This is a genomic window from Leptolyngbya sp. AN02str, assembly GCF_050565595.1.
GTDB lineage: Bacteria > Cyanobacteriota > Cyanobacteriia > Elainellales > Elainellaceae > Kaiparowitsia.
Genome location: NZ_JBNXVR010000010.1, coordinates 44,165 through 64,462 on the forward strand (window position 1 = coordinate 44,165; position 20,298 = coordinate 64,462).

Annotated in this window: 17 protein-coding genes; 9 read left to right on the forward strand and 8 right to left on the reverse strand. The window is 52.5% G+C overall.

Annotated elements, in window-relative coordinates:
- Nucleotides 1-14: 14 nt before the first annotated feature.
- Nucleotides 15-2,270, reverse strand: a complete 2,256-nt coding sequence (gene psaA / locus ACQ4M4_RS09830) for a photosystem I core protein PsaA (RefSeq protein ID WP_430684317.1) — start codon at nucleotides 2,268-2,270, stop codon at nucleotides 15-17.
- Nucleotides 2,271-3,389: 1,119 nt separating this feature from the next.
- Between psaA and ACQ4M4_RS09835 the strand changes: the two genes are divergently transcribed.
- The gene (locus tag ACQ4M4_RS09835) at nucleotides 3,390-5,678 is read left to right on the forward strand and encodes a hypothetical protein (protein WP_430684318.1); all 2,289 of its coding nucleotides are present in this window, start codon (nucleotides 3,390-3,392) and stop codon (nucleotides 5,676-5,678) included.
- Between the two features lie 50 nt (nucleotides 5,679-5,728).
- Here the strand turns inward: ACQ4M4_RS09835 and ACQ4M4_RS09840 are convergent, their stop codons facing one another.
- Nucleotides 5,729-5,950: a hypothetical protein gene (locus tag ACQ4M4_RS09840; RefSeq protein WP_430684319.1), complete on the reverse strand. Its 222-nt coding sequence runs from the start codon at nucleotides 5,948-5,950 to the stop codon at nucleotides 5,729-5,731.
- Nucleotides 5,951-6,344: 394 nt separating this feature from the next.
- On the opposite strand from ACQ4M4_RS09840, the gene chlP reads away from it, so the two are divergent.
- Together chlP and ACQ4M4_RS09850 are read left to right on the forward strand one after the other, a co-directional pair.
- Complete coding sequence (chlP, locus tag ACQ4M4_RS09845) at nucleotides 6,345-7,568, forward strand: geranylgeranyl reductase (protein WP_430684320.1); 1,224 nt, start codon at nucleotides 6,345-6,347, stop codon at nucleotides 7,566-7,568.
- 376 nt (nucleotides 7,569-7,944) lie between these two features.
- On the forward strand, nucleotides 7,945-8,151 hold the full coding sequence (locus ACQ4M4_RS09850; protein ID WP_430684321.1) for a hypothetical protein: 207 nt from the start codon (nucleotides 7,945-7,947) through the stop codon (nucleotides 8,149-8,151).
- A 178-nt stretch (nucleotides 8,152-8,329) separates the two neighbouring features.
- Here ACQ4M4_RS09850 and ACQ4M4_RS09855 read toward each other — a convergent pair whose 3' ends face one another.
- Nucleotides 8,330-8,557 (reverse strand): hypothetical protein, encoded by a 228-nt coding sequence (locus ACQ4M4_RS09855; protein WP_430684322.1) that lies wholly within the window; start codon nucleotides 8,555-8,557, stop codon nucleotides 8,330-8,332.
- A 361-nt stretch (nucleotides 8,558-8,918) separates the two neighbouring features.
- Here ACQ4M4_RS09855 and ACQ4M4_RS09860 point away from each other — a divergent pair, with 361 nt between their 5' ends.
- Nucleotides 8,919-9,347, forward strand: a complete 429-nt coding sequence (locus ACQ4M4_RS09860) for a CAAD domain-containing protein (protein ID WP_430684323.1) — start codon at nucleotides 8,919-8,921, stop codon at nucleotides 9,345-9,347.
- A 524-nt stretch (nucleotides 9,348-9,871) separates the two neighbouring features.
- Here ACQ4M4_RS09860 and ACQ4M4_RS09865 read toward each other — a convergent pair.
- Nucleotides 9,872-10,105: a hypothetical protein gene (locus tag ACQ4M4_RS09865; protein ID WP_430684324.1), complete on the reverse strand. Its 234-nt coding sequence runs from the start codon at nucleotides 10,103-10,105 to the stop codon at nucleotides 9,872-9,874.
- A 151-nt stretch (nucleotides 10,106-10,256) separates the two neighbouring features.
- On the opposite strand from ACQ4M4_RS09865, the gene ACQ4M4_RS09870 reads away from it, so the two are divergent.
- Entirely contained in the window at nucleotides 10,257-10,907 is a 651-nt protein-coding gene (locus tag ACQ4M4_RS09870) for a DUF1802 family protein (protein WP_430684325.1), read from the forward strand.
- Between the two features lie 37 nt (nucleotides 10,908-10,944).
- Here ACQ4M4_RS09870 and ACQ4M4_RS09875 read toward each other — a convergent pair whose 3' ends face one another.
- Nucleotides 10,945-11,583: an ABC transporter permease gene (locus tag ACQ4M4_RS09875; protein WP_430684326.1), complete on the reverse strand. Its 639-nt coding sequence runs from the start codon at nucleotides 11,581-11,583 to the stop codon at nucleotides 10,945-10,947.
- Nucleotides 11,584-11,672: 89 nt separating this feature from the next.
- Between ACQ4M4_RS09875 and ACQ4M4_RS09880 the strand changes: the two genes are divergently transcribed.
- From ACQ4M4_RS09880 to ACQ4M4_RS09890, 3 genes are all read left to right on the forward strand, one after another.
- A complete protein-coding gene (locus ACQ4M4_RS09880; protein ID WP_430684327.1) occupies nucleotides 11,673-11,846 on the forward strand; it encodes a hypothetical protein in 174 nt (57 codons plus the stop codon).
- Nucleotides 11,847-12,134: 288 nt separating this feature from the next.
- A complete protein-coding gene (locus tag ACQ4M4_RS09885; RefSeq protein WP_430684328.1) occupies nucleotides 12,135-12,608 on the forward strand; it encodes a phycobilisome protein in 474 nt (157 codons plus the stop codon).
- A gap of 382 nt (nucleotides 12,609-12,990) precedes the next feature.
- Nucleotides 12,991-13,725 (forward strand): phycobilisome rod-core linker polypeptide, encoded by a 735-nt coding sequence (locus ACQ4M4_RS09890; protein ID WP_430684329.1) that lies wholly within the window; start codon nucleotides 12,991-12,993, stop codon nucleotides 13,723-13,725.
- Here ACQ4M4_RS09890 and ACQ4M4_RS09895 read toward each other — a convergent pair.
- The 3 genes from ACQ4M4_RS09895 to ACQ4M4_RS09905 all read right to left on the reverse strand — a co-directional run bounded on the left by ACQ4M4_RS09895 (nucleotide 13,706) and on the right by ACQ4M4_RS09905 (nucleotide 19,167).
- Nucleotides 13,706-16,360, reverse strand: a complete 2,655-nt coding sequence (locus ACQ4M4_RS09895) for a DUF3536 domain-containing protein (protein ID WP_430684330.1) — start codon at nucleotides 16,358-16,360, stop codon at nucleotides 13,706-13,708. The two genes, ACQ4M4_RS09890 and ACQ4M4_RS09895, sit on opposite strands and share 20 nt — an antisense overlap.
- 848 nt (nucleotides 16,361-17,208) lie before the next feature.
- Nucleotides 17,209-18,072: a ribosome biogenesis GTPase YlqF gene (gene ylqF / locus ACQ4M4_RS09900; protein ID WP_430684331.1), complete on the reverse strand. Its 864-nt coding sequence runs from the start codon at nucleotides 18,070-18,072 to the stop codon at nucleotides 17,209-17,211.
- A 132-nt stretch (nucleotides 18,073-18,204) separates the two neighbouring features.
- A complete protein-coding gene (locus ACQ4M4_RS09905) occupies nucleotides 18,205-19,167 on the reverse strand; it encodes a HEAT repeat domain-containing protein (protein WP_430684332.1) in 963 nt (320 codons plus the stop codon).
- Nucleotides 19,168-19,464: 297 nt separating this feature from the next.
- Between ACQ4M4_RS09905 and ACQ4M4_RS09910 the strand changes: the two genes are divergently transcribed.
- Nucleotides 19,465-20,292, forward strand: coding sequence for a prohibitin family protein (locus ACQ4M4_RS09910; protein WP_430684333.1), 828 nt, complete (start codon nucleotides 19,465-19,467; stop codon nucleotides 20,290-20,292).
- Nucleotides 20,293-20,298 lie beyond the last annotated feature (6 nt).

The window sequence follows — 20,298 nt, forward strand, 5'->3', positions numbered from 1 at the left end:
AAATCTCCTCGTGCTCATCCTACTGAAATGATCCGAGCTAGGAAGAATGCCCACGTAGTGGCAATTCCACCCAGGAGGTAGTGCGCCACCCCAACAGCCCGACCCTGAGTAATGCTCAGTGCGCGAGGCTGAATTGCTGGGGCAACCTTCAACTTGTTGTGAGCCCAAACGATGGATTCGATGAGTTCCTGCCAGTAGCCGCGGCCGCTGAACAAGAACATGAGGCTGAACGCCCAAACGAAGTGTGCACCGAGGAACAACAAACCATAGGCCGACAGCGCAGAACCATAGGAGCCGATGACTTGTGTGGCTTGCGCCCACAAGAAGTCACGCAGCCAACCATTGATGGTGATAGCGCTTTGGGCAAAGTTGCCGTTCGTAATGTGCGACACAGTGCCATCGGGCGAAACGGTACCCCACACATCAGACTGCATCTTCCAGCTGAAGTGGAAAATCACAACCGAGATGGAGTTGTACATCCAGAACAGACCCAGGAAGACGTGATCCCAACCAGAAACCTGGCAGGTGCCGCCCCGACCGGGACCATCGCAAGGGAAGCGGAAGCCCAGATTCGCCTTGTCGGGAATCAAGCGTGAGCTACGGGCAAACAACACCCCTTTCAACAAGATGAGAACGGTCACGTGAATTGTGAACGCGTGAATGTGGTGAACCATGAAGTCTGCCGTGCCTAGGGCGATCGGCATCATGGCGACTTTGCCGCCGACAGCTGCGATATCGCCGCCAAATGCATAGCTAGCAGGAGCTAGAGCATTGGGAGCGGTGCCGCCAGGAGCAAGGGTGTGGATGTTTTGAATCCACTGAGCGAACACAGGCTGCAACTTGATCGCGGTGTCAGAGAACATGTCCTGAGGGCGACCGAGGGCACGCATGGTGTCGTTGTGAATGTATAGACCAAAGCTATGGAAGCCCAGGAAGATACAGACCCAGTTTAAGTGAGAGATGATGGCATCCCGGTGACGTAGAACGCGATCCAACAAGTTGTTGACGTTCTTGGCCGGGTCATAGTCGCGCACCATGAAGATGGCGCCGTGTGCACCTGCACCAACAATCAAGAAGCCGCCAATCCACATGTGGTGGGTAAACAGCGACAGCTGAGTTGGATAGTCGGTAGCAAGGTACGGATAGGGAGGCATGGCATACATGTGCTGAGCCACAATAATGCTCAGTGAGCCGAGCATGGCCAAGTTAATAGCCAGCTGGGCATGCCAGGAGGTCGTGAGGATCTCGTACAAACCCTTATGACCTTCGCCAGTGAAGGGACCCTTATGTGCTTCAAGGATCTGCTTCATGCTGTGGCCGATCCCCCAGTTTGTGCGATACATGTGGCCAGCGATGATGAACAGAACGGCGATCGCCAAGTGATGGTGAGCCGAATCAGTTAGCCACAGACCACCTGTAACCGGGTTCAGACCACCTTTGAATGTTAGGAAGTCAGAATACGCACCCCAGTTGAGGGTAAAGAAAGGCGTGAGACCCTTCGCGAAACTGGGATAGATATCCGCCATCAAGCTGGAGTTCAGGATGAACTCGTGTGGCAGAGGAATATCTTTAGGCGCAACTCCTGCATCTAGCAGCGTGTTAACTGGCAGAGATACGTGGATTTGGTGACCTGCCCAAGATAGAGAACCAAGCCCCAGCAAACCTGCGAGGTGGTGATTCATCATCGATTCCACGTTCTGGAACCACTCCAACTTGGGAGCGGCCTTGTGGTAGTGGAACCAACCGGCGAACAGCATTAGGCCAGCCATGACCAATCCACCGATCGCAGTCACATAGAGCTGATAGCTGTTTGTAAAACCGGAGGCGCGCCAGAGCTGAAACAGACCAGAAGTAATCTGGATTCCGTGGAAGCCACCGCCTACGTCTGCATTCAAAATCTCTTGACCGACAATAGGCCAAACGACCTGAGCACTAGGCTTGATACCTGTGGGGTTGCTTAGCCAAGCTTCATAGTTTGAAAAGCGAGCTCCGTGAAAGTACATCCCGCTCAGCCAAAGGAAGATCACTGCAAGGTGACCAAAGTGAGCGCTGAAGATTTTGCGGGAGATGTCTTCTAAGTCGCTGGTATGACTATCAAAATCGTGAGCGTCTGCATGAAGGTTCCAAATCCAAGCGGTGGTTTTTGGACCTTTAGCGAGGGTGCGATCGAAATGACCAGGCTTAGACCACAACTCAAAGGATGTGGGCACCGGGTTTTTATCAACCACGACCTTTGCCTTTGCTTCTCGCTCCCGTGGGGAAGTTGTCATTAGAGACTCTCCTCTCTCTAGACAAGGAAACGAAGTTAACCCAAATCCAGGTGTTTGCAGAACAAACTGGAAACCCTCTACCTCAATCAATGGCTTGCAGATGATCAGATGACCAGGCGAAAAAACCAGGGGGAGCACCACATCCTCTCATGTGCAATTGCCTATGAGAGTTGGGTCGTTGAGACGAGGGCTTTGCGATCGCTTTACAGCGTTGTGAACAACTGCCGTAAGAGCAACCCGTTACCGAACCTGGGTGGGTTCCTTGAAATTATAGAGCCGTGAACAACCTCAGTTTAACGGCGATTAACAATAATTCAAAATGATCAAACCGAGATTTGATCTGCTTTTTGACTCTTATGGACAACATAGAAAACGAGCTTGATTGCAAAAAATTCACATATCGACATATCTCACAAAGCAATATAGAAACTTCGATCGGAAGATCCGTTGTCATGCTCTATAGATGGGGCTGAAGTGCACCAATCCTGGGGTTTTGAGCTCAGGAAACTGCGAATTTAGATAACACATGTTGTACGAACTTGTGCGATCGCCCCGCTATGAAACGAAAGATTAAGGCCTTGTTGAAAATTGCCGTTGTTTTGCAGGTTGGCACTGGAAACCTGGGAAATAGTTACGTTTATTTACATTAGAAACTAATAAGTAAATTCATGGATTGCAATTACTTTTTGTAATTAGCGATACGAACTATTTTGCTTGACAGATCGGCCTCAAATCCTAATCAGCTCTTGCTCTAACTAGTTTTCAACTCATATTTGACGGTCGATGGAGCACCGATAGGGGCGATCGCCCCTGAAGATCTGGGTTCGACGGCATTTTGACCTGAACCTGATCCCGTTTATGGATCGGGGGTCTAGGGGCGATGGCTGGTGAAGTGACTATTGTTGTAAAGGGAAAGCTTCCATGCGTTGGGTTTGGCTGGGCTGGGACGCTCGCACTCATTGAGCGAGCTGCAAGCGCAATGGGATATGGGCGATCGCCCCGCTCCGTTCCCGATTCGATCCTGATCCGTATTGATGTATTCGTCATAACATTCTGCTGACTCTTCGATGCTTCCTGGCTGCAACCGCTTAGGGTCTTCCTTTTTCCGATATAGTTCCCATGGAGTGGTTTCGCGCTGGTGGCGATCACAAAGGAGTAAATCTGGTGTTGGGTTTTGATAAGCCGTTAAGAACATGGCCACGACTAGCTCAGCGACTGGTGGCGTTGGTGCTGATTGGGGTGCTGAGTGTGAGCATGGTTGGATGTGGTAGCAGTGTAAAACGGCCCACAAAAGTGTCGAATGTAGCACCTGGTGCCCAAGCATCACTGGCGGGCAGTATTTCTGAAGTATCGCCCCCAGCAGTCATTCAAGAGCTGCGGCAAGAATTAGAGGTGTACCAGCCTCAGGTCAAAATCCTATCGCCCAAAGCCAACGAGCTGATTAAAGATGATCGCGTCACCGTTCGCTTCCAGGTTCGCGATCTGCCTCTATTTAAAAGTAAAGAGTTTGGATTGGGGCCTCACCTACATGTTTGGCTTGATGATCAGCCCTATCAGGCAGTTTATGATGCCGACGAATCGCTGGTCTTAGCCGATTTGGCTCCGGGTACCCATACGATTCGCGCGATCGCCTCTCGGCCCTGGCACGAACTATTTAAGAATGAGGGGGCTTACGCTCAAGTCACCTTCCATGTCTTTACCAAAACTCCCAACTATAATCCCGATGCGAAGCAGCCGTTGATTACCTATAGCCGTCCGCAGGGTAGCTATGGGGCCGAGCCCATCATGCTCGATTTTTATCTGACAAATGTGCCACTGCACTTGATCGCCCAACAGCGATCGGATGATGCCATCAAAGATTGGCGCATTCGCGCCACGGTCAACGGCCAAAGCTTTGTGTTTGATGAGTGGCAACCCATTTATCTCAAGGGATTTGACCGGGGCAAAAACTGGGTGCAGCTAGAACTGTTGGATGAAGATGGCAGTGCGATCGCCAACGTATTCAACAACACGGTACGCATTGTGAGCTACGAGCCCGGCGGCAGAGATACTTTGTCACGCTTGGTGCGAGGCGAACTCACCGCAGCCGCAGCAAAAGGCATCGTAGATCCCAACTACATTCCCGCACCGCCGGAACCCAAGCCCACCCCAACTCCAATTTCGACTCCATCGGCCACGCCATCTCCGAGTCCGCGGCCCGAGTCGCCAATTCCTGCCGCCACGCCAACTCTCATCCCCACGGTGACCCCTGCGGCCAAGTCAGCAGATCCAGAATCCACCGCACCATCCTCGCCAACACCCAACCCAACTCCGGCAAGAACACCTAGCCCCGAACCTTCCCCGGCACCCAGGGTTCCTGCATCCTTGCCCAGCCCATCTCCGGGTTCCAGCAAAGTTCCGTCTCCGGCCACCGATGCTGCCGAGGACACTACACCTACACCTAAAGCAAGCCCATCGCCCGCAGTTGCCCCCAGGGCAAAGCCAAAACCGGAAGGTGGCAAAGGATTGCTGAACCGCTTCCGTCGAGGAGTTGCCGAGGAGCAAACTGGTGAGCCCGAACCTGCGGGAGAATCCAAGTCTCAACTGCGATCGCGCAGAGTCCCTGTAGTACCCATTCCGGCTGAGCCCATTCCAGCTGAACCCGTTCCCGCTGCGATCCCAACAGGGATTGCACCTCCCCCATCTATGAAGCCAAATATGGCAAAACCGGGTATCGCAAAACCAGATGCGGAAGCCGAAGAAACCCCCAAACCCAAGGCAACCGAAGCCGACCAGCCGATCGAAGCACCCGCACCCGCGATCGCCCCGCTGCCCGTCCGTCCAACAGCATCTCCATCGGTCAAATCCAAATCCGCTGAACCGAAGCCCCAAGAGCGATCGCCCTCTGACCCTTCTCTTGTAGAAGAGGAAACCCAGGCAGAACCTAAGGTTGAACCTAACCCTGCACCTCTCGTGCAGCCATCTCCCTCAGTAGCACCCACGCCTCGCAATCGGTTCTTTAACCAACTTCGCCAGAAAGCATCGGAAGCGATGGAATCAGTTTCTAAACTGAAGCCGGAACCCAAAACTACGCCCAGCACCAATCTACCGAGCGATCGCCCTGTAGCTCCAAGCGAACTTCCCACCGAGCCGACCTTGGAGCGATCGCTGCGGCCCGCACCCCAAATTCGCGAAGCCCCTCCCTCTGTGGTGCCCACTGCAACGCCATCTCCCGCCGCAGTCGCTCCGGCTCCTGAAGTCATCCCTACGCGACCTGTGCAGCCGAACACATCAACTCCGACTCCACCTGTTTCATCTACTCCATCGCCAAAGCCGATCAACCCATCTGCCTCAGAGGTGGATCAATCCAAAATTCCAGTTCCCAATTTGACGGCTCCGGCGGCCGCTCTGTCCATTGCGGTTGAGTAGGCATCTATAAATAATTCCCGACCAGCGTTGCGCATCTGGGCGTTTCACATCTAAGCGCCAAGCTGCAGGTGGGGTTGGCTACTGGGTTGAGTACTCGGCGATCGCGCTGGCAGGTTTAAGTTTGGTGCCACTGCAGACTTAACCAACATTCCCACCAGCGCCAGCATACCAATGAGCCCACCCACCATTGCACCCATGACAAGGGGGCGTTTCTGCCGATCGATACGACGGCGCGATCGCCTTTTTGGAGCTTTTTCTTGGGTAGGCGGCATGAGTAGCAACAGGGGGTGATGGATTTGGGCGATGAGAAGTTGGCGATCGCTCAGTAAATGACGTGAGCCTCACAGCAGAATGAAACAAAAGGACATGTGTCGTTCCTTGTCTTCGATTCTGCCATGCTCCCCCATCCCGAATTCCGAGCGAGGACAGCGTCGAAAGTGCTCGCTCACAACCGACCTCATCCCGGCAAATGTCCATCCACCACCAGATTCAGAAAGGCGAATAGATAGAGAAAATTCGAAGTTGAAGCAAAAAAGTCCCGCTGAAATGTAACAGAAAATTACACTGTTTAACATTTCGGTCACATCCTCTGAAATGGCGTAAATACGAGCAAATCTCCGTGATAGGATGCGATCCGTAACGCGTCTTAGAGATGGGAGAAGACCTTTGGTTCTGAGGGTTGCTGTAGTTGGGTCTGGTCCGGCAGGTTCTTCCGCTGCCGAGACGTTAGCAAAAGCGGGTATCGAAACCTATTTAATCGAACGAAAATTAGATAATGCTAAACCCTGCGGTGGGGCCATTCCCCTTTGCATGGTGAGCGAGTTTGATCTGCCGCCCGAAATCATCGATCGCCGTGTGCGCAAGATGAAGATGATCTCGCCTTCTAATATCGAGGTCAACATTGGCAGCACCTTAAAGGATGACGAATATATCGGCATGTGCCGTCGTGAAGTGCTGGATGGCTTTTTGCGCGATCGCGCGGCCAAGCTTGGCGCTCATCTCATCAACGGTACGGTGTATGCACTGGATATTCCCAAAACCAGCACCGACCCCTACACTCTGCACTATGCCGATCACTCGGACGGCAGCGTAGAGGGCGAAATGAAGAGCCTGCAAGTGGATGCGGTGATTGGAGCCGATGGCGCCAACTCTCGAATTGCCAAGGCCATTGACGCAGGCGACTACAACTATGCGATCGCTTTCCAGGAGCGCATTCGCCTGCCCAAGTCTGGAATGGACTATTACGAAGAACTGGCCGAAATGTATGTGGGCAACGATGTGTCGCCCGATTTTTACGCCTGGGTCTTCCCCAAATATGACCACGTTGCGGTTGGCACCGGCACCATGAAGGTCAACAAGTCCAAGATCAAGGACTTGCAGGCTGGCATTCGCGCCCGTGCAGCCAAAAAGCTGGAAGGTGGCGAAATCATCAAGGTAGAAGCACACCCCATTCCTGAGCATCCTCGTCCGCGTCGGGTGGTGGGTCGTGTGGCGCTAGTCGGCGATGCTGCTGGCTATGTCACCAAGTCATCGGGCGAAGGCATCTACTTTGCGGCTAAGTCAGGCCGGATGTGTGCAGAAACGATTGTAGAACTCACCAACAAGGGCCAGCGCCCGGTTACCGAAGAAGACCTCAAAGTCTACATCAAACGGTGGGATAAAACCTACGGCGCAACCTATTTGGTGCTCGATATTCTACAGCGGGTATTCTACCGCTCGGATGCCACTCGCGAGGCTTTTGTGGAAATGTGCGCCGACATTGATGTACAAAAGCTGACCTTTGACAGCTACCTGTACAAAACGGTGGTGCCCGCCAATCCCCTCACTCAGCTCAAGATTACGGCAAAGACCATTGGTAGCTTGCTGCGTGGCAATGCCCTTGCTCCTTAATTAAATCTCCTGTAAACCTCCTGCCTGAACTGTAGAGTGAAGCCGCGCTACAGTTCAGGCTTCAACGAACCATGCGTGCAGGAGATCTAACGATCCTGTGAGTGAGATTAGTTAACTGTCTCAATCCTGGTGATGAACATAGCGATCGCCCTACCCAATGTGAGTAGGGCGATCGTTTTTGATGGGTTTAGAACTAACGCGGTTGGATAGTGGGTCGTGAGCCAAGCTTTTTGGGAAGAGCGTCGAAAATGACCATCTCATTGGTGATGTGCGTCACTTCATAGGCCAGAAAAGATCACAATTTCGCTCGATCATTATCACTCAAAAAAACCGGGACTCCTCCGATACTGTGATTAGAGAGAAACAACCCCTTTTCATGATGCAGCCCCTGAGTTCTGGTCCTGGCGTTCCCCTCGAAGATCTGGTTTGCGCAGTCCTAGACTCGCGTCAAATTAGCCACTCCGATGAGTATCGACTCATTGTGTCACTGACGGCTTATCACACGGTCAGTGATGATGTTCTCGCTACCATCGAGCGAATCTTCTATGGATTACGTCATGGCCTCTTAAGTTTGGTGGACTAATCAACGGCGATCGCACGTTTGGGCCACATCCAGCCTGAAATTTCAGTTCGAGATTTCCTTCGTTACACAAACAAAACTATGCTCCTTCAAAGCCGCACCATGGTGTGGCTTTTTTATTATTTTGGGAAAATCCAGCTTGACTCGGCTAGCCTCATTTGAGTGGCGGCAGCCGTCACTCTTACGGCTCCACAACAGATTGATACAGATTTAGCTGATCCATGCTGGCATGCGTGTAGGATTGCATGCAAAGTTGATCGCCACGCAAAGACTGCGAACGGTTGATTGATAAAAGCTTTGTATCAAAGTTAGAGCCATCGATTGAATAAACAGGAACAAAGTCATGCTTTTGGCGGAAAGCAACATTTGAGCTAGCCGTTATGATGGCTAACGGAATGGCTTGTTGCATCCAACAACAATTCCTACTCCCATTCCTGCTTTGTGTGTATTCTAAATGCAATCAGCGGGTTTGTAGAGCAGTTTAAAGACTCCGTTTACAGGCTAAAAACCCATCTTCAGACTCTATCAGCTCTCAGATTTTTCTTTGGAAAGCCATGGATTTTCCAGGTTATGTCTGTCTTCAATGAGCGAGTTGGCATGTAGGAATATCTTGCAGGCGGCTGCTTTATAAACGTTACATCAGCGTTACAAAACAGAAAACATTTTTTAGACAAAATTACACGCAACCGTTATCCTACTGTTGATAACGTGAGTTATTCAGTAAGCCTATCTAGAACCTTCCATTTAAGCTGTCACTCAAAGGTATTGCTATGGAACCCGAAGTTAAACAAGAAACAACCTCTGCTGATTTCATAAGTGAAGAGCCCGGTACCGTGAGTACCTTTTCATCCGACAGCCAAGCGGGCGAGCAGTGGAAGCAAATTACCGACAAGGCAACCGCACTGCTGGCTGATTTGCCAGAGTACGTGACCAGCTTTTTTGGGGAATATCGTCGGCCCATCGTGACGATTGGCCTAATTGCCGGTGCCATTGTTGCCGTAAAGCTAACGCTCGCAATTTTGGGATCTATCAACGACATTCCATTGCTGGCTCCCTCGTTTGAGCTGATCGGGATTGGCTACTCGGCCTGGTTTATTTATCGCTATTTGCTCAAAGCCTCGAACCGCAAAGAGCTGTCAGAAGATTTTAATTCCCTAAAGTCGCAAGTGTTGGGTCAGCGCAATAACAACGGTCAATAGGTTTGACGAATATTTGACTTCGTTCAATGCGATGGGCTCTCCTGACAGCTGGTAGAGCCATCGCATGGTCGGTGTGACAGCTCTGAGAACACAACAACATGGAATTAAGCGCGGCGATAGGTTTATCGCCGCGCTTAATTCCATGGACGTAAGTCCACACAATCTAGAGGTATTTAACGTCAGTTTAGGTTAAAGGCTTTTCTCAGGTTTGCGCGGCGCGCAAACCTGAGAAAAGACCATTTTTGCGTGCGCGTTACGCGCGCAAAAATGGGTACTTCAGATTATCCACAACTCATGTTGTTTATCGCGATAGCCATTTTGATTCGGACAGTTTTGAGGATGGCAAGGCTGCCTTCAAAACTGTCCCACATCTAACGGCGCTGGCAGCAGCCAGATGTGTTGTGTTCTACCCCACATACAGCGCAACAATATCAACCCTGAAGGTCTATTACTTTGGAATCTTGCGACGGACAGGTAGGTTTGAAGGGTAGCTCATTGAGTCACGAGCGCAGAGCGCGAATATGCTACATGAAGCACTTCACGCGTTGCCATTTGCGATTTTCGTCTTGGCAGTAGTAGCAGCCTTCCCACCAAATACAGCGAGAGTAGGCGTCTTCAACACGTCGGCTAATGCTTGGATGCTCACTATTGAGTAAGTCGATAAATTCGTCTTTGCGATCGCCGGTTAGGCCTGCAATTTTATCGAGAGTTTCTTGAAGTTCAGGTGAAACGTGATTAGTAGCTTCGTAACTCATCATTGGTTCAATTGTTGAATGTCATCAATGAATCGGGTTGCTTATGACTGTTATAAGCTAAGACCATATTTCAGTCTCCCGACAATCCTAATCTAGCCAGCTAATATCGGGAATAGCTAATAGGACACATTATTTAAAATCTATGAATCGGCCTATGCAAGCTCAAAATCAGCCCGATGGTAGCGTGACCTCAACACTGATACCGGCTCTCAAAGAATGGGCGATCGCCATAGAAGCCTTGATGCATGGAGACATGATTTTGTTGCTGCGCAAGGGTGGCATCAAAGAAGAGCGCGGAAGGTTTGCGGTGCAGCACCAGCAGGTGGTGCTATATCCCACCTACGAGCATCAACAGCCCCACTTGGTGAAACCAGCCTACCAAGCGCGAATCACCCCCGTTGAATCGGGGTGGCATCCTAGGGAGGTCACGCTTACGGCATGGGCAGAGGTGAGCCATCTGTTTCAGTTGCAGGGAGCCGAGACGGTAGCAGCGCTAGAGCCGTTTCATCTTTGGAACAATACCTTTGTGAGCGATCGCCTGAAATGGAAACCCAAACAACCGCTCTATGTCTTGCTGCTACGCGTTCATGCGTTGCCATCCCCTTGCACGATTCCCTATCGCAATGAGTATGGTGGTTGTCGCTCCTGGATTGGGCTACAGGATGTGGCAACAACCCGATTGACCCATGGGCAGACCGTGCTGACAGACAAGGAGTACGCAGAGCAGGTGCAAGCGATCGCATCTGTAATTGAGACTTATGAGCCGGATGCGCCTAGAGTGCAGTTTTCGCCAACCCAGGGTTGAGCGAGTAAGTTTGAGCGAGTAAAGCTGGGTCAGCGCATTAGCGAGGCGGCTGAACAACGCGTTGCACCGTACTTAGCCCGACCTCGGCAAGCAGGGCCAGCGCCGCAACCGGAATGGCCCCAACCAGCAAAATAGCATTATCGTATAGGGCAAAACCGCGCACGATAAAGGTTCCTAGCCCACCCGCCCCAATAAATGCAGCGAGTGTGGCACTGGCAATGACTTCTACAGTGGCAGTTTTAATGCCCGCAATAATGACAGGGAGAGCAAGGGGAATTTCGATCATGCGGAGTACCTGGCCCGCGCTCATGCCCATGCCATAGGCGGCTTCGCGAATTAAGGGATCAATACTGCGAAAGGCAACGTCGGTGCTAATCAGAATTGGGGGCATGACCAATAGGGTAAGGGCGATCGCCGCAGACCGAAAACTCAGCCCAAAATAAGGAATCGCCAGAAACAGGATAGCCAAACTGGGAATCACTCGCAGGGCATTAAAGCTGTTGATAAACACCGCCGAGGCAGAGCGCGATCGCGCGCTCCACAGCCCCAACGGCAACCCCGCAACCATGCCAATCATGAGCGGTACAGCCACCAACCCAAGGTGTTGATTCAGCGATTGAAATAGCTCATCTCCATGGTCGATTCCATACTGATAAGCCTGAAGAAACACGCCCACGATCGTTTCCTAACCGCGCAATGCTTTGCAATATTTCACATCCTCAGAGCTTATGCAAGCCCACCAAGTCAGGACTTATGTGCAGTTGAATGATGGTTGGGGCGCTGAGCGCCCCAACCATCATTCAATCCCCGGCTGAGAGAGCCGAACTTCAACAGTTTGAGGGTAGCCACGTGGCAATCGCCGTGTATCGGAACCTAGCCTGTATTAAGAAATACATCAGTCTGGGACGCAGTACGCACCATCGGGCAGTCTACGTTTAAGGGGAGAATCGGCAAGAGAGGCGTGAGTCCTAGTCTCGATTCCATTCTCTCCTTAGGCCACCCGCAACCTTTGTGGCCACTCGGTTCCCTTATCTTTGTGCTGTTATTAGTTCACCCTGCTGCCTCACTTGGGTACTCCGGGCTTGGCACCTCCCATTGCTCGCTTCGGAATGCCATAGCACTCAGTTGCTGCAAGTTTAAATGGGATTGCGCCCCTCTACCAGGTTGTTGATCCAGGCGGGAATTGAAACGAAGTCAGCCAGTCGTGTTGTTATTTCAGGTAAAACTATGCATGCTCTCAATCACACGCTAGATGACAAGCTCCGCGAAGCAGATGGAACCTACTTGGATGCAGAAGCGTTGCAAGCGCTAGAACAATACTCTCAAAGCTACAGCGCCCGGCTCGAAACCTATCGCAATCTGCGCGATCGCAGTGCGGATTTTGTGACCCAAGCGCTGACCAAAATGGCCCAAGTGCACCCTGAAGTTATTCAAAAGCACAAGGCTCGCTGTCAGTACGATATGGGGGAAGTGCTACGCTACATTGCGCTCTCCATTTTGCGAGATGATGAGGTCTTTTTTACCGAGCAAATGATGTCGTGGCTGGATACGATTCTGCTGGCCTATAAGCAAAATAATCACTGCGCCACTGCCTACCGCTACCTGCAGGATGCGGTGACCGCACAATTGCCAACCAGCAACAGCTCGCTGATTCGGCCCTATCTAGAAAATGTCATTCTGACCCTACAATCGCATGCCTAATAGGGGGCGATCGCCCTTCCAGCTAGCATCTTCGCTTAGGTGACTGAAATTTAAATCGCTGAGCCAGATCACCAGAATCAGAATGCCTAGGGTCAGCCGCTAAATCTGAATGAGATCTGCATGCAAGCGGTCTGCCCAACCATCGCTCCGTTTTCTGTTGCGATCGCGATCCTTTGATATCTCTGCTGACAACCCACTGACATCAACCCCAAGGGTCTATGTCATTTTGGGTTCCCATACTTGATGCGATCGCAACTGGGCGATCGCCACCTTGTGATGCGAACTGATGCGAAGTTTGGCTGATGCCCATGCTCTCCAGTTCGTTCAGTGAATGGATATTCGCTCACGCTTATCTCGCTCATGCTCATAGAGGAGCCATCTCATGAACGCTGCAACGGTATTGACTGTTCATCGCAAATTAACCCTTGAAGAACGCAAGAGCATATTGCATCAAATGTATGCCCAAGTGCTGGAGCGGCAGCCCTACAGCCACGAGCGTCGTACCCTAGCCAAAGCCGAAAAAGACTTTTTGGCCGATAAAATTGGCGTTCGGCGCTTTTTGAAGGAGCTGGGTCACTCCAATGTGTATCTAAATACGTTTTACTTTTCTGCGTCAAACCTCAAGTTTATTGAGCGCAGCTTCAAGCATTTTATGGGACGTGCCCCGCGCGATCAGGCCGAAATGCGGGAGTATTGCGACCTGTTGCTACGTCATGGTCCTCACAAGATGATTACGGCTCTGCTGGATTCGGAAGAATATCGCAAAACGTTTGGGTGCTATGGGGTGCCGGGGGCTCGCCAATTGCCCTTTCACGAGTCGCCGCGCTCGTTTTGGGAGTCGCGCGTGCTGAACCAAGAACAGTTAGGGCAGCGGGGCCATGTGGTGCCCACGTTGGTGTGGCATCAGCTTGGGCTGAACTGTGATGCCGGTGTGTGCCGTCCACAGGGAGTGGCGATCGCAGATCACACTCTAGCCGAGCATGACAGGGTGAACCCTGACCAGAACCGACCCAATCGAGGAACAGTTGCGGTGGCTGAACCGATTGCAGCCACCATGCCCACGATGCGATCGCCATCTCTGGCAGCTCGCCGCAGCCCTATGCGACCCAAGGGCTAACATCAATTGCCAAGACACGGCCCAGCCTAAGCAAATGCTGGGTCGTCGCTGCGGCAATCTGTTGAGACTGCATGCGGGGCAACAGCGTGCTGTGCAGGTGCTTGAGGTATTGCTCTTGAGCGCGATCGCTCTGAAGCCCCACATTCAGCTGTTGCCCAATGCGGATCAACCGTTCCACAAAGGTCACCATGGTTTGGGCAGTATCTGGCTCCAACACATCTTCGCTCACCCGATACAGCACATTCCATAGCGATCGCCCAATCAACCGCTCCAATGCTTGCCGAATTTCAGGCATCCGAATGTGGCAGTGGAGTTGCTGTGCTTCGGCAGCGATCGCCTCTAGCTCGGTGAGTTGACCGTCCCACAGTTGCCAGCTCTCTGGCACATGGCCAGCCCCATCACTTTGCGGCAAATCGCTCGTCTCCCGCTCCAGAGCTTGCAGGGCAACCGTCACGCGATGACTAATGGCAATTTCGGCGGCAACCTGAAGTTCTTGCGGAACCTTCAGCCCATCCCGATGGAAGGCCATCAACACGCCATAGTTATCGCGATAGACCTGGGTATACAGTTGATCCAACCGAGTCAGAGTCTCGTGGCTCAGCAACCGCATAATGCGATGGCGCTCTTCGGGAAAGAGCGATTGCAGACTGAAAGATTGCTCACCAAACACTCGATTCATCGCCAAGATGACCTGCGCGGCGCTGGCCAACTGCAACGATTCAAACAGCTCCTCTTTGATTTGGGCATAGTGGCGACGCCCTGCAAACGGCTGAATACAACAGTGGAAATCCCAACCACCCATGTGCAGCACTGCAAATACCAAATACACGGTTTCGCGGGTCACCTCCGAGGTGAGCTGTAACTGCCCCACCGACAGGGTTAGTGCCCCAATGCGGCGAAGCTGATGATCCAACCGTTGCGCCAGGTAGCAATAGACCGGATGCTCGGTTGGGAAGGAATCGAACAGGGAGCTAATGGCGTAGTGTGCGGCCACCTGCTCTAGGGAGATGCGAGACGAGACAACTTGCCGCTGCCACAGCTCGGCCCCGTGGCCAAAGATATCGACATTGCTGGGAATCGATCGCAGCTTATCAACAAAGGTATGCTCTAACCGGACTCCGGCCACATCTTCGGCAAGCTCTAGCGCCCGCGCCGCATATCGCAGAATTTGGGTTCCCTCAGGCCGCGACACTTCTTCAAAGAACCAACCGCAGCTGGTGTACATGAGCAAAGCATGGCGCTGCATTTCTAGCAGCCGCAGGGCATCTACTTGCTCGGCATGGTTGAGCTTGCGGGTCTGGTGGCGTGCCAAAAAGCGGTTAATGCTGCTAAGGGAGCGATCGCCAATCACCTCAATGTATTCATCCCGAGCTCGCCAGAGATCATTGAAAAAGTGACGTCCCTCAGCTTCAAAAATGGTCGCCAGCTCATCGCGTAGCCAGTCCAGTGCCAAACGCAGCGGTCGCCGCCACTGTTGATGCCACAGGCCACCGCCACCGCACCCGCAGTCATCTTGCCAGCGACCCACACCATGGGCACAGCTCCAGGCCGTCACCGGCTTCAGCATGACTTCCCAGGTCGGAGAATTTTGGCTGAGGTAGTGGGCAAAGTTCGTGACCGTCCAGCCATGTTGCGGAAAGGCATGGGTAAAGGCATAGGCCAGAGCTTTTTCGGTGCCACCCTTGTGATGCCCAAAGGTTTCGCCATCGGTCGCGACCGAAACAAGCTGCGCCGGACGGCGATCGCCACGAACAGCCTGCCCCAACCTTGCAACGAAATTGTGAGAGCTGGAAAGCACCTCGCCAAAGCCCATGTCTCGGGAGATAGGCCCGTCGTAGAAAAAGATATCGATGTAGTCACCCTCCGGCAAAAAGCAGCGGTAGGGCTGAATAGGATCAATTTGGCTGCCCCCGACTTCAAGCCATTCGGGATCGGGATGCTCGTCGGTGGGAATGGGACGACACCGCTGAGCCTGGGACGGAGCCAGAATGGTGAAGCGAATGCCTTCATCCACCAAGGCCCGCAGAGTTGGGTAATCCACAGCGGTTTCTGCCAGCCACATGCCCTCGGGATCACGACCAAACCGAGCCCGAAAGTCTGCGGCACCCCAACGAATCTGGGTATATTTGTCGCGCTTGTTGGCCAGCGGCATGATGATGTGGTTGTACACTTGGGCGATCGCATTGCCATGCCCATCCAACCGTTCACAGCTAGTGCGATCGGCTTCCAAAATTCGTTGATACACTTCGGGATCGTACTGCTCCAACCAGCTCATGAGCGTTGGCCCAATGTTGAAGCTGAAGTATTCAAAATTGTTGACCACTCCCAAGAGTTCGCCGTGGTCATTCAGCACCCGCGCAAACGCATTCGGTCGATAGCACTCATGGTGAATGCGCTCATTCCAATTATGAAACGGCGCAGCACTGGGCTGGCGCTCAATGGCATTGAGGTAAGGATTTTCGCGAGGTGGCTGATAGAAATGGCCGTGGACTGCAACACAAACCCCGGTTGCCAGAGTGCGGGAATTGGCCGTTTGAAGAGCGGTTTGATGCAGAGCGTGATCTTGGGGATCAATCACTCCTTCAGCCATTCCTACGAGATTGGATTGCTGGGGATCAAAAGCGTGAGAAGTCATGCAGGGTTAACCTGAACCAGTGGATAGGAAATTGCAAATATGAACGGTGGTGTCACAGACACACACGTCAGGCACGAACAGATCATTTCACTGCTCATTTGCTGTGCAAAAATGACCCAAAACTACATTGTTAAAAAAGCTGTATTGCATGCATAGCTAGGATGTTCTCGATCCCACATTGTGAGTTTCCATCAGACTCATCAGTTGAAAAATGCATGCTGTAGACCATGCTAGCGGTAATGCGTCAATGATTTCTCTAGCTGAAGTAGGATGACTTGAAGAATTTAAACAGCAGAGATTGTGAACGATCGCCCGTTGCGATTGGGAATTGAAGCAACTCATTCACAGGAATAACAGAAAACACGAAGAGATGCCAAGCGTGGCACAGTCAGTTGTACATCGGCTGCACGCGGTCGGAATCGATTTGACTGCCAAACCATCCAACCAAACTATGATTTTACCCAACTATTTTTGACACTATAGAGATTGAAATTAAGAAATACTGCATCTATTGAGAGAACGACGAAATCTGTTACAAACAGTTTCAAAAACCAAACATTTTGACACAGTTAGGACTTACGCACTTCATACTAAAAATCATTCAACTGCGTAAGTCCTGACAGTATTTGAGACGGCAATTAGGGGTGAACTGCTGTTTCACCCCTGGCAGGATCGATCATTCAAACCTTTGTGATTCCGTCCTCTGGGGCGATCGCCCCCGGTGATTTGATCTTCAGCAAGATTTGATATTCACAGGACTTACGCAAGCCCACTGGATCTGGTGTTGTGGGTAGGGTGCGACGCACCCTACCCACAACACCAGATCCAGAAAGCTGATGGGGAAATGCTCAGGATGCCTGAGGTGGAAGCTCCAGGGGAATCGCTCCCAGAGTACCTTTGCGAAAATCAGTGAGAATTTCGCGCGCTGTACGCTCAATATCACCTTGGTGCCGTTGCTCAGCCAAGATTTCCAAGTAACTTTCGCCAGTGTAAAGGCTGGGATCAAGACTATAGCGCGATCGCAATGCTTCCACCCCTTCGGGAACTTGGGACTGTAGATCTTTTAACAGCTCAACAAACGCAGCCGTGACCCGCTGATTATCGTAAGCAGCCTCCCCAATGTCATCGCAAATGGCCAGTTTTAGTGCATTGTCCTGATTGGTCAGCTTCGAGGGCAGTACACCCGGTGCATCCAACAGTTCCAGCGTGTCGGAAATGCGCACCCAGCGCAGTTGCCGAGTGACGCCAGCCTTCCGCGCACTCTCCACCACGCGCCGCTTCACCAATCGGTTGATCAACGCCGACTTGCCCACATTGGGAAAGCCAATCACGACTGCTCGTACAGGCCGGGGCAACATGCCCCGCTCGCGCCGTCGTTGATTGAGGCGATCGCCCACAATTCGGGCGGCTTTGGTCACATCATTCATGCCGCCGCCCTGGTTGGCATTAGTAAAGATTGGGGATTCGTCGTGGGCTTCAAACCAGGCTTTCCAGCGATCGCGCCAGGACACGGGGATCATATCCACCCGATTCAAGATCAGCACCCGTTCCTTGTTGCCAATCCATTGCGGAATCTGAGGATGTTGGGTTGTCAGCGGAATTCGGGCATCGCGCACTTCCAACACCACATCTACTTTTTTGAGTTGCTCCAGCAGATTGCGCTCGGCCTTGGCAATGTGCCCCGGATACCACTGAATTGATGGCGCTGTCATACACTAAGCTGCCCGTGCAACGGATGGAACATCTTTCAGCATAGCGTTAGCGCGATCGCTTCCAGGGTCTTCTGCGGGATTCCAACCCATCTCATGGTGCAACAGTGTCGAATGATGAGCCCATCCGCTGATTCAGGCTGGGGATGGAGGCAGATCTGTCCGGGGGGACACGCGATTGCTTACCTCTTGCCACAAGACCGGATCATGTTCATAGATTTTGAGGGCAGCCAGGGCTTCGTTGGCTTGGGTTGGGGGGCTATCGCTGAGCAACCCCAGCAAAAATTGAATGGCATCGGGATATCGCAGGGTGGCGATCGCCAGCAGAGCAGTTTGGCGCAACTCGGGTTCGGTGGTGTGGCTCCACCAGTGCTGGAGTAGCCCCAAAGCTTGTGGCAGGCGAGACTCGCCCAGCACCAGAGCAGTCAGTTCCTGTGTTTGTGGCTCTGGGTGCTGCAAAAAGCTAGCAACAAATGACAGCGAACCCTGGGGATCAAGGGTCAACAAAGCCGTCAGACATTCTGAAATCACCGTTGGCTCGTCCCCAATGCGTGATCGCAACCGCAGCAAGGCCACTCCACTGGGGTGTCCCGAATAGGCGATCGCACGGGCAGCGGCAATGCGAGCCGGAGACTCAGCATCGGCCAACAGATCGGCCAACTCCGTCAGCACATCGGGGTAATTCATTCTCACCAAACCCATGGCGCAAATGCCACGCAGCTTTGCCGCCGTGTCCATTTGCCCGCCCCATACGGGCTCCATCTGCACATGGTGAATCCCCTGCAAAAACACGCTCTCATCTCCAATGTGCAATCCATAATTCAAGCGATAGAGCGCATCGACCACCCCCTCCTTGGCCAAACAGTTGGGATCGGTCTTGGCTCCGTTCAGCATGCAACGCTCAAAAGTGCTCACCAATTCGGGAATAAAATCGGTCAATTCGTACTGGGCAATGAAGCGCGTGGCTTGGGCGATCGCGGTTCCATAAGGGCTTTGCAATACCCGACGCACCGTGTTGGTTGCTGCGTTGCTAAAGGGATCGTGACGGACCTCGGCCAACGCGGCAGTCAGCTCATCTAACTTGCGGGACTTTGCCATGAGAGTTCTCCTGGCGAGAGGATGGTCATGCTACTGTGGCAAGATAGTACAAAAATACTGATTTCATCTTTACTTGTCTAGTCGTACTTTTACCAGCGCTCCGGTAGCTGGCTGGCTACGCAGTCGGTCGGTTGAGCATGTCTTGGGTGGGGCAGAGTCCCAGATCGTGGGACGTGCATTTATCGGCTGTCCTCTAAACGGGTTTTCTAGAAAAATACTGAACCTTCCCGGAAATCCCCATGGGGATGGGCTACAGTCGATGAGCCTGGGTGGTCAATTTGGAACGAGGAACCGAAGATGGACGAGCAGTTAAATTTGCGATCGCTACTGGCGTTGGCATTGGTTGGATTGGTGGTTTTGATTGGGCTCAACTCCTTTGTCATTATCAATCCGGGTGAGGCAGGGGTGCTGAGCTTGTTGGGCAAGGCCCGCGATGGTGCGCTGTTGGAGGGGGTTCACTTTAAGCCACCGCTCATTGCCAAAGTGGATGTGTACGATGTCACCGTGCAAAAGTTTGAGGTGCCTGCCCAAAGTTCCACCAAGGATTTGCAGCAGCTTGAGGCGAGCTTTGCCATCAACTTTCGGCTTGATCCCATGGAAGTGGTAACCATTCGCCGGACTCAGGGCACTCTGCAAAACATTGTGGCCAAAATCATTGCGCCCCAAACGCAGGAATCCTTTAAGGTGGCCGCCGCCCGCCGCACAGTGGAAGAAGCCATTACCAAGCGGGAAGAGCTGAAGCAAGACTTTGACGAAGCATTGGGAACGCGCCTCGACAAGTACGGCATTATTGTGCTGGATACCAGTGTGGTGGATCTCAACTTTTCGGCAGAGTTTTCGCGTGCGGTGGAAGAAAAGCAAATTGCCGAACAGCGCGCCCAACGAGCGGTCTACGTCGCGCGCGAAGCCGAGCAAGAGGCCGAAGCCACGATTAACCGAGCCAAGGGACAGGCCGAAGCCCAACGACTCCTGCGCGAAACCCTAACGGCAGAATTGTTGCAAAAACAAGCGATCGAAAAATGGGATGGCAAGTTTCCGCAGGTGCTGGGCGGCAATGGGGCGGTGCCGTTTTTGAATTTGGATGCGGCCAGCCTCAATGGCGGGGCGCGATCGCTCAAACCCTAACTCTGG

What these genes read in the sequence shown, in the direction of transcription:
- ACQ4M4_RS09855 (WP_430684322.1), bottom strand. Translation starts at nt 8,557, where the DNA reads ATGCAACAAGCCATTCCGTTAGCCATCATAACGGCTAGCTCAAATGTT.
- ylqF (WP_430684331.1), bottom strand. Translation starts at nt 18,072, where the DNA reads ATGACAGCGCCATCAATTCAGTGGTATCCGGGGCACATTGCCAAGGCC.
- ACQ4M4_RS09910 (WP_430684333.1), top strand. Translation starts at nt 19,465, where the DNA reads ATGGACGAGCAGTTAAATTTGCGATCGCTACTGGCGTTGGCATTGGTT.
- psaA (WP_430684317.1), bottom strand. Translation starts at nt 2,270, where the DNA reads ATGACAACTTCCCCACGGGAGCGAGAAGCAAAGGCAAAGGTCGTGGTT.
- ACQ4M4_RS09835 (WP_430684318.1), top strand. Translation starts at nt 3,390, where the DNA reads ATGGAGTGGTTTCGCGCTGGTGGCGATCACAAAGGAGTAAATCTGGTG.
- ACQ4M4_RS09905 (WP_430684332.1), bottom strand. Translation starts at nt 19,167, where the DNA reads ATGGCAAAGTCCCGCAAGTTAGATGAGCTGACTGCCGCGTTGGCCGAG.
- ACQ4M4_RS09885 (WP_430684328.1), top strand. Translation starts at nt 12,135, where the DNA reads ATGCATGCTCTCAATCACACGCTAGATGACAAGCTCCGCGAAGCAGAT.
- ACQ4M4_RS09865 (WP_430684324.1), bottom strand. Translation starts at nt 10,105, where the DNA reads ATGATGAGTTACGAAGCTACTAATCACGTTTCACCTGAACTTCAAGAA.
- ACQ4M4_RS09880 (WP_430684327.1), top strand. Translation starts at nt 11,673, where the DNA reads ATGATGGTTGGGGCGCTGAGCGCCCCAACCATCATTCAATCCCCGGCT.
- ACQ4M4_RS09850 (WP_430684321.1), top strand. Translation starts at nt 7,945, where the DNA reads ATGATGCAGCCCCTGAGTTCTGGTCCTGGCGTTCCCCTCGAAGATCTG.
- ACQ4M4_RS09895 (WP_430684330.1), bottom strand. Translation starts at nt 16,360, where the DNA reads ATGACTTCTCACGCTTTTGATCCCCAGCAATCCAATCTCGTAGGAATG.
- ACQ4M4_RS09890 (WP_430684329.1), top strand. Translation starts at nt 12,991, where the DNA reads ATGAACGCTGCAACGGTATTGACTGTTCATCGCAAATTAACCCTTGAA.
- ACQ4M4_RS09840 (WP_430684319.1), bottom strand. Translation starts at nt 5,950, where the DNA reads ATGCCGCCTACCCAAGAAAAAGCTCCAAAAAGGCGATCGCGCCGTCGT.
- ACQ4M4_RS09860 (WP_430684323.1), top strand. Translation starts at nt 8,919, where the DNA reads ATGGAACCCGAAGTTAAACAAGAAACAACCTCTGCTGATTTCATAAGT.
- ACQ4M4_RS09870 (WP_430684325.1), top strand. Translation starts at nt 10,257, where the DNA reads ATGCAAGCTCAAAATCAGCCCGATGGTAGCGTGACCTCAACACTGATA.